General features: G+C 76.1%; 16 protein-coding genes. 10 read left to right on the forward strand and 6 right to left on the reverse strand.

Annotated elements, in window-relative coordinates:
- Positions 1 to 48 precede the first annotated feature (48 nt).
- On the forward strand, positions 49 to 1230 hold the full coding sequence (locus ABC795_RS00220; RefSeq protein WP_347058757.1) for a pyridoxal phosphate-dependent aminotransferase: 1182 nt from the start codon (positions 49 to 51) through the stop codon (positions 1228 to 1230).
- Positions 1227 to 1988, forward strand: coding sequence for a carbon-nitrogen family hydrolase (locus ABC795_RS00225; protein WP_347058759.1), 762 nt, complete (start codon positions 1227 to 1229; stop codon positions 1986 to 1988). The genes ABC795_RS00220 and ABC795_RS00225 overlap by 4 nt, the downstream gene beginning before the upstream one ends.
- Positions 1989 to 1997: 9 nt before the next feature.
- On the opposite strand, the gene ABC795_RS00230 is transcribed toward ABC795_RS00225, so the two are convergent.
- Both ABC795_RS00230 and ABC795_RS00235 read right to left on the reverse strand, forming a co-directional pair.
- Complete coding sequence (locus tag ABC795_RS00230; protein WP_347058763.1) at positions 1998 to 2870, reverse strand: PRC and DUF2382 domain-containing protein; 873 nt, start codon at positions 2868 to 2870, stop codon at positions 1998 to 2000.
- An 88-nt stretch (positions 2871 to 2958) separates the two neighbouring features.
- The gene (locus tag ABC795_RS00235) at positions 2959 to 3924 is read right to left on the reverse strand and encodes an endonuclease/exonuclease/phosphatase family protein (protein ID WP_347058765.1); all 966 of its coding nucleotides are present in this window, start codon (positions 3922 to 3924) and stop codon (positions 2959 to 2961) included.
- Positions 3925 to 3987: 63 nt separating this feature from the next.
- Between ABC795_RS00235 and ABC795_RS00240 the strand changes: the two genes are divergently transcribed.
- Both ABC795_RS00240 and ABC795_RS00245 read left to right on the forward strand, forming a co-directional pair.
- On the forward strand, positions 3988 to 4614 hold the full coding sequence (locus ABC795_RS00240) for a CYTH domain-containing protein (RefSeq protein ID WP_347058767.1): 627 nt from the start codon (positions 3988 to 3990) through the stop codon (positions 4612 to 4614).
- A 144-nt stretch (positions 4615 to 4758) separates the two neighbouring features.
- Positions 4759 to 6000, forward strand: coding sequence for a metallophosphoesterase (locus ABC795_RS00245; RefSeq protein ID WP_347058769.1), 1242 nt, complete (start codon positions 4759 to 4761; stop codon positions 5998 to 6000).
- A 4-nt stretch (positions 6001 to 6004) separates the two neighbouring features.
- Here the strand turns inward: ABC795_RS00245 and ABC795_RS00250 are convergent, their stop codons facing one another.
- Entirely contained in the window at positions 6005 to 6574 is a 570-nt protein-coding gene (locus ABC795_RS00250) for a helix-turn-helix domain-containing protein (protein ID WP_347058770.1), read from the reverse strand.
- Between the two features lie 147 nt (positions 6575 to 6721).
- Here ABC795_RS00250 and ABC795_RS00255 point away from each other — a divergent pair, with 147 nt between their 5' ends.
- The 3 genes from ABC795_RS00255 (at position 6722) to ABC795_RS00265 (ending at position 8349) form a co-directional block, all read left to right on the forward strand.
- A complete protein-coding gene (locus tag ABC795_RS00255; protein ID WP_347058772.1) occupies positions 6722 to 7462 on the forward strand; it encodes a GntR family transcriptional regulator in 741 nt (246 codons plus the stop codon).
- Between the two features lies 1 nt (position 7463).
- Positions 7464 to 7931 carry an SRPBCC family protein gene (locus tag ABC795_RS00260; RefSeq protein WP_347058773.1) on the forward strand — a complete coding sequence of 156 codons (468 nt, stop codon included), beginning with the start codon at positions 7464 to 7466 and terminating at the stop codon, positions 7929 to 7931.
- Positions 7932 to 8076: 145 nt separating this feature from the next.
- Complete coding sequence (locus ABC795_RS00265; RefSeq protein WP_347058774.1) at positions 8077 to 8349, forward strand: GlsB/YeaQ/YmgE family stress response membrane protein; 273 nt, start codon at positions 8077 to 8079, stop codon at positions 8347 to 8349.
- A 75-nt stretch (positions 8350 to 8424) separates the two neighbouring features.
- Here the strand turns inward: ABC795_RS00265 and ABC795_RS00270 are convergent, their stop codons facing one another.
- A complete protein-coding gene (locus ABC795_RS00270; protein WP_347058776.1) occupies positions 8425 to 9063 on the reverse strand; it encodes an MBL fold metallo-hydrolase in 639 nt (212 codons plus the stop codon).
- A 99-nt stretch (positions 9064 to 9162) separates the two neighbouring features.
- On the opposite strand from ABC795_RS00270, the gene ABC795_RS00275 reads away from it, so the two are divergent.
- Positions 9163 to 9405, forward strand: coding sequence for a hypothetical protein (locus tag ABC795_RS00275; protein WP_347058777.1), 243 nt, complete (start codon positions 9163 to 9165; stop codon positions 9403 to 9405).
- A 73-nt stretch (positions 9406 to 9478) separates the two neighbouring features.
- On the opposite strand, the gene ABC795_RS00280 is transcribed toward ABC795_RS00275, so the two are convergent.
- On the reverse strand, positions 9479 to 10255 hold the full coding sequence (locus tag ABC795_RS00280) for an enoyl-CoA hydratase-related protein (RefSeq protein WP_347058779.1): 777 nt from the start codon (positions 10253 to 10255) through the stop codon (positions 9479 to 9481).
- A 381-nt stretch (positions 10256 to 10636) separates the two neighbouring features.
- Between ABC795_RS00280 and ABC795_RS00285 the strand changes: the two genes are divergently transcribed.
- Together ABC795_RS00285 and ABC795_RS00290 are read left to right on the forward strand one after the other, a co-directional pair.
- Entirely contained in the window at positions 10637 to 12328 is a 1692-nt protein-coding gene (locus tag ABC795_RS00285) for a serine/threonine-protein kinase (protein WP_347058780.1), read from the forward strand.
- Positions 12325 to 13857, forward strand: a complete 1533-nt coding sequence (locus tag ABC795_RS00290) for a protein kinase (protein ID WP_347058781.1) — start codon at positions 12325 to 12327, stop codon at positions 13855 to 13857. Before ABC795_RS00285 ends, ABC795_RS00290 begins: the two co-directional genes overlap by 4 nt.
- Here the strand turns inward: ABC795_RS00290 and ABC795_RS00295 are convergent.
- On the reverse strand, positions 13854 to 14603 hold the full coding sequence (locus ABC795_RS00295; RefSeq protein ID WP_347058782.1) for a hypothetical protein: 750 nt from the start codon (positions 14601 to 14603) through the stop codon (positions 13854 to 13856). The two genes, ABC795_RS00290 and ABC795_RS00295, sit on opposite strands and share 4 nt — an antisense overlap.
- Between the last annotated feature and the right edge of the window lie 128 nt (positions 14604 to 14731).

Below are 14731 nucleotides of genomic sequence, written 5' to 3' on the forward strand. Positions count from 1 at the left end.
GGGAGGCGCGGCAGCGGTTCCACGTGGAACCGGGGGGGGAGGAGCACGGTGAGGGATCCGCTGGCGTCCCGGCTGCGCGGTTTCGGTACGACGGTGTTCGCCGAGATGAGCGCCCTCGCCGTCGCGACCGGCTCGATCAACCTCGGCCAGGGCTTCCCCGACTACCCGGGGTCGCCGGAGGTGCTCGACGTCGCCCGGGCCGCGATCGGGACCGCCGCCGACCAGTACCCGCCCGGCCCGGGCATCCCGGAGCTGCGGGCCGCCGTCGCCGAGCACCAGCAGCGGTTCCAGGGCCTCGCGTACGACCCGGACACCGAGGTGCTGGTGACCGCCGGTGCCACCGAGGCGCTGGCGGCGGCCATGCTCGCGCTGCTCGAGCCCGGCGACGAGGTCGTGGTCCTGGAGCCGATCTACGACAGCTACAGCGCGTCGGTGGCGATGGCCGGCGGCGTGCTCCGCCCGGTGCCGCTGCACCCACCCGCCGACGGCGTGGGGCCCTGGACCTTCGACGAGGCCGAGCTGCGCGCTGCCGTCACGCCGCGCACCCGGCTGCTGCTGGTGAACACGCCGCACAACCCCACCGGCACGGTCCTGACCGCGGCCGAGCTCGCGGTGCTGGCCGAGCTGGCCACCGCCCACGACCTCCTGGTGATCACCGACGAGGTCTACGAGCACCTGGTGTTCGACGGCGCCCGGCACGTCTCCCCCGCCACGCTGCCGGGCATGCGCGAGCGGACGCTCGTCGTCTCCAGCGCGGGCAAGACGTTCGATGTGACCGGCTGGAAGGTGGGCTGGGTCTGCGGGCCCGCGCCCCTCGTCACCGCCGTCCGCACCGCCAAGCAGTTCCTCACCTACGTCAACGCCGGGCCGTTGCAGCCCGCGGTGGCCGCCGGACTGCGGCTGCCCGACGCCTACTTCGACGGGGTGGCCCGCGACCTGGAGGCCCGGCGGGACGTCCTGGTCGCCGGCCTGCGGAACGCCGGGCTGCCGGTGATCAGCCCGCAGGCCACCTACTTCGCCACGGTCGACGTGCGCGCGGTGCAGCCCGACGGCGACGGGCTGGCCTTCTGCCGGGCCCTTCCCGAGCGGGCCGGCGTCGTCGCCGTCCCGACCGTGGTCTTCTACACACCGGCGCACGCCTCCCTGGGGCGGCACCTGGTGCGGTTCGCGTTCTGCAAGAGCGATGCGGTGCTCGCCGAGGCGGTCGAGCGGTTGGGGAGGCTGGCATGAGGGTCGCGGCGGTGCAGCACGACATCGTGTGGGAGGACCGGGAGGCCAACTTCGCGCGGCTGGCGCCGCAGGTGGGACGGGCGGTCGCCGCCGGTGCGGAGCTGGTGCTCCTCACCGAGACGTTCTCCACCGGCTTCTCCATGACGCCGGGCATCGGGGAGCCCGAGGGCGGTCCGTCGGCGCGGTTCCTCGCCGCCCAGGCGGCCGACCACGGCGTGTGGGTGGGCGGCAGCTGCCCGGAGATCGCGCCGGGGGAGCAGCTGCCCTACAACTCCTTCGTCCTCGCCGGGCCTGACGGGACCACGCACCGGTACCGCAAGCTGCACCCGTTCACGCACGGCGGGGAGCACGAGCGTTTCCGGGCCGGCGACGGGCCGGTCACCGTCGAGATCGGGGGCCTGCGGGTCACCCCGTTCGTCTGCTACGACCTGCGCTTCGCCGACGTCTTCTGGCGTGCGGCGCCCGGCACCGACCTCTACGTGGTGGTGGCCAACTGGCCGGGCGCCCGGCGGCTGCACTGGCAGACGTTGCTGCAGGCCCGGGCCATCGAGAACCAGGCCTACGTCGTGGGCTGCAACCGGGTGGGCACCGCCGGGGACGGCACCGAGCATGCCGGCGACAGCCGAGTCGTGGACCCGATGGGCGAGCTGCTCGCCACCGCGGCGGGCGCCGAGACCCTCGTGCTGGCCGACGTCGACCCCGCCGAGGTGACGGCGACCCGCGACCGGCTGCGCTTCCTCGAGGACCGGCGCGGCTGATCCGGCGGCTCAGGTCCGGGGCGTGCCGTCCTGGTCGACGACGACCTGCTCGCGCTGGATCTGCTCGGTGACCGTCTCGTGGCCCTCGACCAGCTCGGCGCGCAGCCGCACCCGCTCGGTCGGCACGACCTCGACGCTGACCACCGGGCGCTCGGTGTGCAGCACGATCTCGTCCGGCAGCCCGGAGCCGGCCGACGCGCCCTCCGGTACGAGCGACTCACCCGGGACGTCCTCCGTCGCCGTCCCGGTCGCGTCCGACGGCACCTCCTCGAGGCGGATCTCCTCGCGCCGGATCGGCACGGTGATCTGCACCTCTTCGGTGACCACGTACTTCACCAGGCGCACCCGTCGGGTGACCGCCTGCTCGGTGTGCACCCGCAGCTGCTCCTCGCTGCGGGTCATGGCGCCGTCCGTGCCTCCGGCGGGCGCGGCTCCGGCGGCCGGGGGCGGGGGGACCGCGCCCGCCGCCGGCACGGTGACCGTGTCGGTGGGCCCGGCCAGCGGTGCGGCGGCGACGGGCGTGACGGCGTCGGGGCTGCGCTCACCGTCCTCGTCCAGGTCGGTGCCGCGTCCCTCGGCGAGCCCGTAGTGGCGGCGCAGCTCCGCCTCCTCGCCCGGGTCGAGGTGGTTCCCGCCCACGGACGGGGCGGTCTTGACCGCCTCGGCGCTCACCGGCAGGTGCAGCCGCCCGTCGTCCCACGTGGCGTTCCCGGCAGGCACGACCGAGTGCCGCGTGCCGAACACGCCGGTGGTCACCGCCGCCCAGGTCGGCTTCCCGGTCCGGTCGTCGACGAAGAAGTGTTCGACGGTGCCCAGCTTGTCGCCACCGTCGCCGTAGGCGGTGCTGCCGATCGCGGCGGCCACCTCGCGCTCGCTCAACATGGGTCGGCTCCCCTCCGGTGCGGCGCTCGGGGTGCGCCACGTCCCCGAGCCTGCCCAGTCGGGAGCGTCGATGAACATCGACGCCCGGTCAGCGGCCCGGCAGCACCAGATCCACGACCAGCGACCGGTGGTCGCTGCCCTCCACCGGCGCCGCCGTGAAGCCGGTGACGGCGAGGCGCGGGTCGATCAGGACGTGGTCCAGCGCCAGCCGTGGAAAGCGGAGGCGCAGCGGTCGCCAGGTCCACGTCAGCCCCCGGCCCGCCGCCCGGGCGGCGTCCCGGTACCCCTGGCGCAGCACCGCCCGCAGCGCGGCGTGGTCGAGGGTGGCGTTGAAGTCGCCGGCCAGCACCCGCAGCACCACCGGGTCGGGCGGCGGCAGGGCGGCGAGGTCCTCGCTCCAGCCGCGCACGGCGGCGGGGGAGGTCGACGGGGGCCGGGAGTGGATCGAGGTGATCTCGACGTCGGGCCCGTCGCCGCCCGGCAGGCGGACCACGGGCTGCTCGTAGCCACCGGGCACCACCCGCCGCCCGGTGATCGGCCACCGGCTCCAGACGCCGCCGGAGGCGGATACGACGCTGCCCGGCCGGGCGGGGACGACGTGGACGTGGGGGAGTTCCCGGTCCAGGCCGGCCGCGGTCAGCCGCCGGTGGGCGTCGGGGGTGAGCTCCTGCACCGCCAGGACGTCGACGTCGTGCTCGCGCACCAGCTCGACCACCGGTCCGGCCGGAACCCGGCCCAACCGCAGGCTGACCGTGGCGATCCGCAGCCGGGTGCCCGCCGGAGGGGGACCGGTGGGCGGGCGGCCCCGGTGCGACACGACCGCGGCGCCGAGCGTCGCGCCGGCCGCGGCGGCCAGCAGGGTGCCGGGCAGCGAGCGGGCCCGGACGGCGGCGGCCAGCGGGAGGACTGCGGTGGCGGCCGTGTACGGGGTGAAGGCCAGCGCCGGCACGAGCGGGTAGCCGCGTTCGGCGCCGGTGGCGCGCAGCGCCGCCCACACCGCCCACGGGAGCGCCGCCCCGGCTGCCCATCGCGGATCGAGGGGCGCCGGGGACATGGCCGCCACGGTAGCCAGCGCGCGGAGCGGCCGCCGACCGGTGGCTGCCCTACGGTCGGGTCCGTGGTCACCGAGCAGCTGGAGGTCGAGCGCAAGTTCGACGTCGACACGGATTTCGTCCTGCCGGCGCTCGACGCGGTCCCCGGCGTCGCCGTCGTGGACGCACCGGTGACGCACGAGCTGACGGCGGTGTACCACGACACCGCCGACCTGCGGCTGGTCCGCGGCCGGGTGACCCTCCGCCGCCGCACCGGCGGGCCCGACGAGGGCTGGCACCTCAAGCTCCCGGCCGGGGCCGCCCGCCGGGAACTGCACCTGCCGCTCGACCACCGCACCGGCACGGCCCCCGCCGAGCTGCTGGACGTGGTCGCCGGTCTCCTGGCGGGCGAGGTCCCCGGGCCGGTCGTGACCATGCGCACCCGGCGGGTGGTCACCGTGCTCCGGAACGCCGCGGGCCGCGCGCTGGCCGAGCTCGCCGACGACACGGTGACGGCGACGGTGCCGGCCGCGGCGCCGGGCGGATCCCCGGAGGTCCGGTCCTGGCGGGAGGTCGAGGTCGAGCTGGTGGAGGGGGAGGAGCCCCTGCTGGCCGCGGTGGGCGAGGTGCTGGTGGCCGCGGGCGCCCGTCCCTCGCCGCGCGTCTCGAAGCTGGCGTCCGCGCTCTCGTCCCGGCTGGGCACCGCCGGCTGACCCCCGGGAACGCGGCGCCGTCCCCCGTCGTCCACCCTCTGCACCGGTGCGTACCGCCCGGGCGCCCACGCCGCTCGACGCCTCCGGAGGCCTGCCCTGTCCCTCATCGGTCTGCTGGGCTTCGGGACGGTCGTCCTGCTGGCCGTGGGGTCGCTGCACGCCTACCTGTGGGTGCGCGTGGTGCGCGGGACCACGCGGCCGGGACGGCTGCGCCGGCGGCTGACGGCGCTCACCGTCGTCCTGGCGGTGCTGCCGGTCCTGGCCGTGACGCTGCGCGGCGTCCTGTCCCTGGACGCGATCACCCCCTTGAGCTGGATCGGCTACAGCTGGCTCGGCATCGCGCTCTACGCCGTCCTGGCCCTGGTCGCCCTCGAACCGGTGCGGCTGGTCGGCGATGCCTGGCTCCGTAGGACGCGGGACAGGGTCGTCCCGAACGGGCTCCGGGGGGGTCCGCGCAGGGACGACGCAGCGGCTCGGGCTGACGGGGGCGAACCCGGCCGGGTCGCGGTCCAGGAGGACCGCGGCGTCACGGACACGGCCCTCCCCCGGCGGCTCTTCCTGGCCCGGGGGCTGGCGGTGACCGCAGGCGCGGTGGCGCTCGGCACGGCCGGCGCGGGCGCCTGGTTCGCCAACTCCGCGCCGGTGGTCCGGCGGGTCCCGGTGACCCTGCGGGGGCTGGACCCGGCGCTGGACGGCCTGCGGATCGTGACCTTCTCCGACGGCCACCTCTCGGCGACCTACGGCGGGCGCCGCTTCGAGCGGGTGGTCGAGATCGTCAACGAGCAGCGCCCCGACGTCGTGGCGATCGTCGGCGACCTGGTCGACGGCGACGTCGACGACCTGCGGGAGGACGTCGCCCCGCTCGCCGACCTGGTGAGCGGGCAGGGCGTCTACTTCGTCACCGGCAACCACGAGTACTTCGTCGACACCCGCGCCTGGATGCGGCACCTGCCGACCCTGGGCGTGGACGTGCTCCGCAACGAGCGGGTGGCCATCCGCCGGGGCGGCGCCTCGTTCGACCTCGCCGGCATCGACGACCGGACGGCGGCGATCTCGGGGCTGCCTGGTCACGGCGCCGATCTCGACGCCGCGCTGGACGGACGGGACGACGCCACGCCGGTGGTCCTGCTCGCACACCAGCCGGTGCAGGTGGAGCAGGCCGCGGCGGCGGGGGTCGACCTGCAGCTGTCCGGCCACACCCACGGCGGGCAGCTGTGGCCCTTCGACTACGCCGTGCGCCTGGACCAGCCGGCGGTGGAGGGCTGGTCGCGGCACGGCGACACCCAGCTGTACGTGACCACCGGAGCGGGGTACTGGGGTCCGCCGATGCGGATCGGGGCCCGGCCGGAGGTCACCGTCATCGAGCTCCGGGCGCCGCGCGGTTGACCGCTCACGCCTGCTCCAGGGCGGCGAAGGCCGCCCGAATGCACTCCTCCAGGCTCGTCTCGCTGCCGTCGGCCCAGACGAGCAGGCCGGTCGTGAAGGCGGCGAGGTAGGCGCTGGCCACCACGAGGTCGGCCGGACGGGGGGACCCGTCCTCGGTGAGGGAGGCGGCGACCATCGTCGCGGTGATCCGGTCGAACTCGCCGGCGCGGTGCCGCAGCGCCGTGCTGCCGGCGATGATCTGCCAGCGGGCGTGCAGCTGCGCGCGGGTCTCGCCGTCGATCCCGGTGAGCGAGTCGTACGCGGCCTGGCGGATGCGCGCCGCCAGGGGCAGCGACGCCGGCTGGGCGGCGATGAGCGCGGCCACCTGCTCGGGCGCCATCAGGCGCATGACGACGTGTTCCTTGCTCGGGTAGTGCGCGTAGAAGGTCGGCACCGAGACGCCGGCCGCCGTGGCGATCCTGCTGACGCTCACCTGGTCGAAGCCCTCGTCCTCGAACAACCGCACCGCGGCCGTGAAGATCCGCTCGTGGGTCGCCTCCCACCTGCGCCTTCGCCAGTCCGGGGATCCGGTCACCCGGTGATCTTCTGCTCCCGCCCGGATGCGTGCCACCCGCCGCCTCCAGGTTCCGTGCGCCCGTCACCGCGAGGGTTCGGGACACGTGGAGGTGACGTCTCATACGACATGACGACCAGACGTCTGTTCGGGCAGTACCTTCGGGGCGTGGCGAGCCCTCTGTCCGGACCGAAGTACCTGTCGGTCCGGGAGCACCTCCGGCGCCGCGTCGCCGCCCTGCCGGAGCTGACGCTCCTTCCACCGGAGCCGGTGCTCTGCGCCGAGTACGGGGTCAGCCGGATCACACTGCGCCGCGCGGTCGACGGCCTGGTCGCCGACGGGCACCTCGTCCGCGAGCAGGGCCGGGGCACCTACGTGACCCGCCCGGCCATCCGGCACGAGTACCGCGAGAGCTTCGTGCACCGCATCGCCGGGTTCAACTCGGTCATGACCGAGCAGGGGGCCCAGGTCGGCACCAGGGTCCTGACCCAGCGGATCGTGCCCGTGCCGGCCACCGTGGCCACCGAGCTGAACCTCGAGCCGGCCGCGGACGTCGTGGAGCTGGTGCGGCTGCGCAGCGTGGACGGCACCCCGAACCACGTCGCGCACAGCTTCCTCCCGGCCGGCCTCTACCCGCGGGCGGCAGATGCGGACTTCGGCGAGGGATCGCTCTACGACTACCTGCGCGCGGAGTACTCGGCCGACCTGGCCCACGCGCGGATCGTCGTGGACGTCGGCACCGCCGCGCCGGAGGAGGCCGATCTGCTCCGCGTGGTGGCCGGCTCACCGCTCCTGGTCGTGCGGACCACCGTCCGGGACAGCGACGGGCGGCCGCTGGTGCACAGCTTCTCCCGGCTCCGGCCGGACGTCAGCCAGGTGGAGTTCGAGGTCTCCGTGGGAGGGCGCTGAGGTGACGACCGCGACCGGTGCCCGTGAGGTGCCCGAACCACGCGCCGAGGTCTGGCGGGCGCTGGCCGTGCTGGAGCCCTACTGCGCCGTCTGCGACGTCTCCTACGCGCTCGACGCTTCCAGGTCGCCGGGAGCCGGGACGACGTTCGTCTGCTCGCCCGGGAGGCTCGACGGCGCGGCGCCGCGCCCCGGTGCGCCCCGCGGGGAGATCGTCGCCTGGGAGCCCCGCCGCCGGGTGACCACGCGCCTGGAGCTCACCCCCGAGACCTGGACGACGGAGATCGAGCTGTCCGACACCGCCGCCGGCGGCACACGGGTCGCCATCGCGATCACCCGCGAGCCCACCGCCGGCAGCCGGCTGGTCCGCCGGCTGACCCGCACCGCCGTGCGCCGGCTGGTGCAGCGGACGGTCGACGCCGAGCTGGCCAAGGTGCCCGCGCACGTGGCCCAGGCGGCCGCGGGCTCCTGATCGGGGATCGGCGTGCCGCACGTTCGGGGGAATCACGCTTGGTCGTGATCAACCCGGGTACGGAGCCTTGTCGTGCACCGGCGGCACGCTCGGCACCGTGCCGGGAGGGACGTGCGCGCCGGTCGACCGATCTGAGGAGCTTGCCATGGAAATCATCGGACTGATCATCGCGGGGCTCATCATCGGCCTGCTCGGGAAGTTCGTCGCCCCCAGCACGCGCGACAACACGCCCATCTGGCTCACGCTGCTGTGCGGCGTCGGCGGTGTGCTCCTCGGGTACTGGGTGAGCGGCCTGCTGGGTGTCGAGGACACCGCCGGAATCGACTGGCTGCGGTGGATCATCTCCATCGTCCTGGCGGCGGTCCTGGTGGTGGCGGCGTCCACGCTCACCGGTCGCAACGACCGCGCCGTCCGCTGACCTGACCCTGACCTGACCGCCGTCCCCCGGCGGAGGCGGTCGGGTTCAGACCTCCCCCGGCGGAGGCGGTCGGGTTCAGACCTCGACCGTCTCCCCGGGGGTCAGCCGGGCGACCGGCGTCGGGGTCCCCGGACCCCGCTCCCCGAGCAGCCCGCTCACCACACCGATCCCGGTGTCGTTGAGCAGCCCGTCGTGCACCGCGAACGCCTGGTCGGCGTGGACCGCCCGCAGGTAGTCGACGACCTCGGCGGTCCGGGACCACGGCGCGTGCAGCGGCAGCAGCAGCGTCGCGACGGGCGTATCGGGCACCGTGAAGGCGTCGCCGGGGTGGAAGACCTCGCCGTCGACCAGGAAACCCACGTTGGCCACCCGGGGCAGCTCCGGGTGGATCTCGGCGTGCAGCTCCCCGTGCACCTGCACCTCGAACCCCGCCACCGTGACCACGTCACCGGCCCCCACCACGTGGACCCGGTTCCCGGCCCCCTCCAGCTGGGCGGCCACCGACCGGTTCGTCCACACCTCCAGCCCCGGGCTCGCCGCCATGGCCGCGCGCAGCCGGTCGGCCACGAAGTGGTCGGCGTGCTCGTGCGTCACCAGCACCGCCGTGGCGCCGTCGAGAGCCACCGGGTCGGTGAAGGCGCCGGGGTCCACGACCAGCCGCCGCTCCCCGTCGGCGAGAACCACGCAGGCGTGACCGTGCTTGGTGAGCTCCATGCGCCCGATCCTGCACCCGACCCGGGGCCCTCACCCGTCGGGGGGAGACAGGCGCCCGGCCCCGTCACCCGGGACCGCCGACCTGCCGACGTCCTGCGCATGATGCTGCAGACGACCGTCTTCGCCGCCGCACGCAGCCGCGCCCACGGGCCCACCGCCGCACTGTGGCACGCCGTGGAGCTGCACCGGCCGCCGGCCGAGGTGGACGGCGCCTGCGAGCTCACCGTCTGCGGCTCGCTCGCCCGCGTCACCCCTGAGCGGGAGTGGCCGGTCCGCGCCGCCGACGCCTGCTCCGCCTGCACCACCCTCGCCGCGCCGTCGCCGGGGACGGCGACCCTCTGACGCCCCTGCTGTCGGGTCGGACCCACCGGCCCGACGGCGGAGGTGCACACGTCCCGGCCGCGCCGGGAGCGCCTCAGCGGCCGGTGAAGCGGGGTGCCCGCTTCTCCAGGAAGGCCTCGACCGCCTCCCGGTGGTCAGCGGTCCGCCCGACCTCCGCCTGTAGCCGCCCCTCGAGGGCGAGGGTCTCCTCCAGCGAGTCGGTGGCCGCGGTGGCCAGCACGGTCTTCACCGCCCGGTAGGCGGCAGTGGGGCCCGCGGCCAGCCGCGCGGCGAGCTCCTGCGCCTCCGGCAGCACCTGCTCGGGGGACACCACGCGGTGCACCAGCCCCCACTCGGCGGCGGTCTCGGCCAGGAACGGCTCGGGCGCGAGCAGCAGCTGCGCGGCGCGCGAGCCGCCCACGCTGTGCACCAGCCGCGCCGCCAGCGCCGAGTCGCTGGACAGGCCGATGCCGGTGAACGCCGTCGTGAACTTGGCCCCGGCGGCCGCGATCCGCAGGTCCCCGGCCAGCGCGATGCCCAGGCCGGCGCCGGCGCACGCCCCGTTGATGCCGACGACGACCGGCACCCGGAGCCCGGCCAGCGCCAGGACCAGCGGGTTGTACTCGCGTTCCACGACCGCCAGCGGCGCATCGCCCCCGCCCTGCAGCTTCTGCAGGTGCTCGCCGAGGTCCTGGCCGACGCAGAAGGCCCGCCCGGCCCCGGTGAGCAGCACGGCCCGCACCGACTCGTCGGCCGCGACGTCCTCCACCGCGGCCCGCAGGTCGCGCCGCAGCGCCGACGTCAGCCCGGCGCGGAGCAGGGTGAGGGTCGCGACGCCGCCGGCGTCCTCCCGGGTCACGGTGTCGGACATCGTCGCCCTGCCTTCCGGCTCGTTCGGTGCGGCCGCAGGAGCGGCCCGTGTCACCGGTCACCTTGCCAGGCCCGGGGGGCCGATCACGCGGTCCTCCACGGCGCCGGCATCCGGGACCGCGACGGCCGGTCGGGCGCGGCTCGCCGGAGCGTCACCGTTCCGGTGGCCCTACGTGCACGTGGTGCGACCGGCGCGCCGGAGGCGGGCAGCGCCACAGCGGGACGGGTCCGGAGCGGCCCCACCCGTCGGGGACGATGAGGCCGAACCGTGATGTGTAGCCCGGATGCGAACTGGACACCGCACGGCGGGGTGCTGTGCGGCTCCCCGGACAGACATGCACCGGCCCGAGCGCACGGGCCGGACGGACGAGGAGCGACCTCCGTGGTGGAACCAGGACGCAGGTGCCTGGGCAACCGCTACGAGCTCCACCAGCTGATCGCCGCCGGGGGCATGGGCCAGGTCTGGCGGGCGGTGGACACCGCCCTGGACCGCCCCGTCGCCGTGAAGGTGCTGCGCAGCGAGTACACCGGCGACGCCACCTTCGTCGCCCGCTTCCGCGCCGAGGCCCAGCACGCCGCCGCCCTGAGCAACCCCAACATCGCCGCCGTCTTCGACTACGGCGAGGAGACCGCACAGGACGGGTCGGGGGAGACGCTCGCCTACCTGGTGATGGAACTCGTGGAGGGCGAGCCGCTGTCGTCCCTGCTCCGGCGGGAGGGCCCGCTCGACCCGCGGACGACGCTGTCGCTGCTCCGCCAGACGGCCTCGGGGCTGGCCGAGGCCCACCGGATGGGCATGGTCCACCGGGACGTCAAGCCCGGGAACATCCTGGTCCGCCCCGACGGCACCGTGAAGATCACCGACTTCGGCATCGCCTGGTCGGCGCGAAGCGTGGCGCTCACCCGCACGGGCCAGGTCATCGGCACCCCGCAGTACCTCTCCCCCGAGCAGGCCGAGGGCCGGCACGCCACCCCCGCCAGCGATGTCTACGCCCTCGGGCTGATCGGCTACGAGTGCCTCACCGGGCACCCGGCGTTCGAGGGCGACAACGCGGTCACCATCGCGCTCAAGCAGGTCCGGCAGGAGCCGGAGCCGCTGCCCGGTGAGCTGCCCCCGGGTGTCCGGACGCTGATCGACCGGTCCCTGGTCAAGGACCCGGACGCCCGCATCCCCGACGGCGCCAGCTTCGCCGCCGCCGTCGCCGACCTCGAGGCCGGTCGCCGGCCGGCTCCCGCCCCGGTCGTGGCCGGCGCGCCGCGGCGTCGCCGGACCGCCGGTGGGCGCCCGGCCGGACGGCACCCGGCGGGGCCGCCGACCGAGCCGGGTGTGGCTCGTCCGCCGGTGGCCCGTCGGCGCGGCCGGCTGGCCGTGGCCCTCCTGCCCCTGCTGGGCCTGCTGGTCGGGGCGGGGATCACCGCCGCCCTGCTGCAGTCGCTCACCGACGGGACGCCGCCGGCCACCGCCGCGGCGGCCGAGCAGCGCATCAGCGGCAGCATCGTGCTCGCGGAGGACGACTACGTGGGCCGGCCGGTGGGCGAGGTCGCCGAGCGGCTCGCCGCGCTGGGCCTCACCGTCACCGTGCGGGCCGAGGTGCGCGACGACGTCGTCCCCGACCGGGTGACCGGGATCGACCCCGCGGGCCGCCCGCTGCGGAACGGGGACCGGGTGGTCGTGCACTACGCCGCGGCCACGCCCGAGCAGCGCGAGGAGCCCCGGGGGCCGGTGGTGACCGGCGCGGCGCTCGGCGGCGCGGCGCCGTCGAGCAGGGGACGGACCTTGGAGCCTGCGGCCCCCCCGGCCACCACCCCGGCGGGGACGACGACGTCCACGCTCCCGGCGACGCCCACGACCACGGAGCCCGAGGAGACGACGACCGGACCGACCGGGACGGTGGAGCCGACCCAGCCGACCCAGCCGACCGGGCCGACCGGGCCGACCGGGCCGACCGGGACGGTGGAGCCGACCCAGCCGACCGGGCCGACCAAGCCGACCGGGCCGACCAAGCCGACGCCGACCACGCAGCCCACCCCGAGCCCGACGACGTCGTCGCCGACCACGTCCCCGGTCCCGTGACGCCGGGGCGCCGGCCGCCCTCGACGGGGTTGCTCGGCGGTCGGTACGAGCTGCTGTCGCTGCTCGCCACCGGCGGCATGGGGCAGGTCTGGCGCGCCCGGGACGTCGTCCTCCAGCGGCCGGTCGCGGCCAAGGTGCTGCGCAGCGAGTACACCGGGGACGCCACGTTCCTCGCCCGCTTCCGCGCCGAGGCACAGCACAGCGCCCTGCTCACCCACCGCAACATCGCCGCGCTGTTCGACTACGGCGAGTCCACCGCCGAGGACGGTGAGCCGCTGGCCTACCTGGTGATGGAGCTGGTCGAGGGCGAGTCCCTCGCGCAGCTCCTCCAGCGGGAAGGGCGGCTGGGCGTCGACCGCACGCTCGAAGTGCTCCGCCAGACGGCCGCGGGCCTGGCCGCCGCGCATGCCGCCGGGCTCGTGCACCGCGACGTCAAGCCGGGCAACGTGCTGGTCGGCTCCGACGGCACGGTGAAGATCACCGACTTCGGCATCGCCTGGTCGGCCGCCAGCGCGCCGCTGACCCAGACCGGTCAGGTGGTGGGCACCGCCCACTACCTCTCCCCCGAGCAGGCCGCCGGCAGCAAGGCCGGCCCCGCGAGCGACGTCTACGCGCTCGGCATGATCGGTTACGAGTGCCTCGCCGGGCACCGGGCCTTCGACGGCGAGAACTCGGTGCAGATCGCGCTGCGCCAGCTCCGGGAGGTGCCCGCCCCCCTGCCGGCCGACGTCCCGGCGCAGGTGCGCACGCTCATCGACCGGGCGCTGCTCAAGGACCCCGCCGAGCGGTTCCCCGACGGCGCGGCCTTCCGGGACGCCGTCGACGACGTCCGTGCCGGGCGACCGCTGCCCCCGGTCGATCCTCGCGTGGACACCCGGCCCTTCGCCGCGGGGGCCGTCGCGGCCGGAACCCGGGCCCCCCGTCCGGTCTCCCGGCGGCTCGTGGCCCTGCTCGCCGCGCTGCTGGTCGGCGCGGGGCTGGGCGTGGCCGCGCTGCAGGTCTGGGGCGACGCCCCGGCCGACCCGGGCACCGGTACCACGGAGGCCCCGGAGGCGGTGGTGGTCACCGCGGCCGACTACCTCGGGCGGCCGGTGGCCGACGTGGCGGCCGACCTGACCGGTGCCGGGCTGGGCGTCGACCTGGTCGGGGAGGAGAGCGCGGCGGTGCCCCCCGACCACGTGCTGGCCGTCGGCCCGGTGGGCACGTTGGCCCGCGGCTCCGTCGTCACCGTCACCTACGCGATCGCGCCGCCGGAACCCGCGCCGGCCCCGGCACCGGCGCCCTCGGTCCCCCAGCAGGTCGACTCGGGTGGTCCCACCCCGCCGCCGGCCGACGAGGACGCCGGGGAGCCGGAGGAGGACGGGGGGAACGACGAGCTGCCCGGAAGGGGCACCTCCGGCGACGACCCGGGGAACGGGAACGCGGGCGGGAACGGGAACGGGAACGCGGGCGGGAACGGGAACGGCAACGCGGGCGGGAACGGCAACGGAGCCGCCGACGGACGGGGCCGCGGGCGGGGCCGGACCTAGCGGTCCGCTCCGGAGGCGGCCCGGTCGTCGCGACCCGTGGTCAGCCACAGGGCGCCGCCGAGGGCGCCCAGAGCGGCGGTGAGCAGGAAACCCCGGTCGCTGTCGGCGTTCGGCAGCACCACCAGCACCCAGAACACCGTGAGGCCGACCAGCCCGCCGGCGGCGATCCGCCAGCCCGTCCGCCCGCGCAGCCGCCGGCCGGCGGGCACCAGGCCCGCGGAGGCGGCGAGCCCCAGGACGACGCAGGCGGTGGCGAAGGCCGACCACAGCGGGATGGCCGACCACGCCGACACCGTGCCGAACCGCAGCGAGAGTCCCAGCTCGAGCAGCAGCAGGGACAGCACCACCAGCCCGGCGCCGGCGAGCGCGACCCGGTCCCGGGAGGCCTTGGATTCCTGCGCGGCACCGGCGTCGTCGTCACCCGCCTCGCCGGCGTCGAGGATCTCCGGCCATGACGACCCCTCGGGCTGGTCGGCCCGGATCGGCTGCACCGGCGGAGCCGGCGGGGGAGAGGAGCCGGCGCCGGGCGGGCCCGGGACGAAGTCGACCGGGCCGGTCGGCTGCGCCGCCGTGGCGGGGGCCGGCTGCGGCGCGGAGCCTGCCGACGGGGACGGCGACGGCGAGGAGGGCGGCGGTAGCTGCTGCACGGTCGTCCTGGCCGAGGCGGGCGGGACCACGGGGATCTCCTTCGTCACAGGCTGCGCGGAGCCGGTGCCGGGGGTCTGCGGGTCGGACGGCGTGCTCACGGGTGCCTCCTCGGAACGGCTCCGGCTCCGATCGCCGGTCGGTGCTGCGCTCCGCACGCTATCGGCGCCGGGGTCCCGCGTCCGCGTGCCACCCGGAGCGGGCGTCCCTCGTCTGCCGGGGCCGGTCG

It is taken from the genome of Blastococcus sp. HT6-30 (genome assembly GCF_039729015.1).
GTDB lineage: Bacteria > Actinomycetota > Actinomycetes > Mycobacteriales > Geodermatophilaceae > Blastococcus.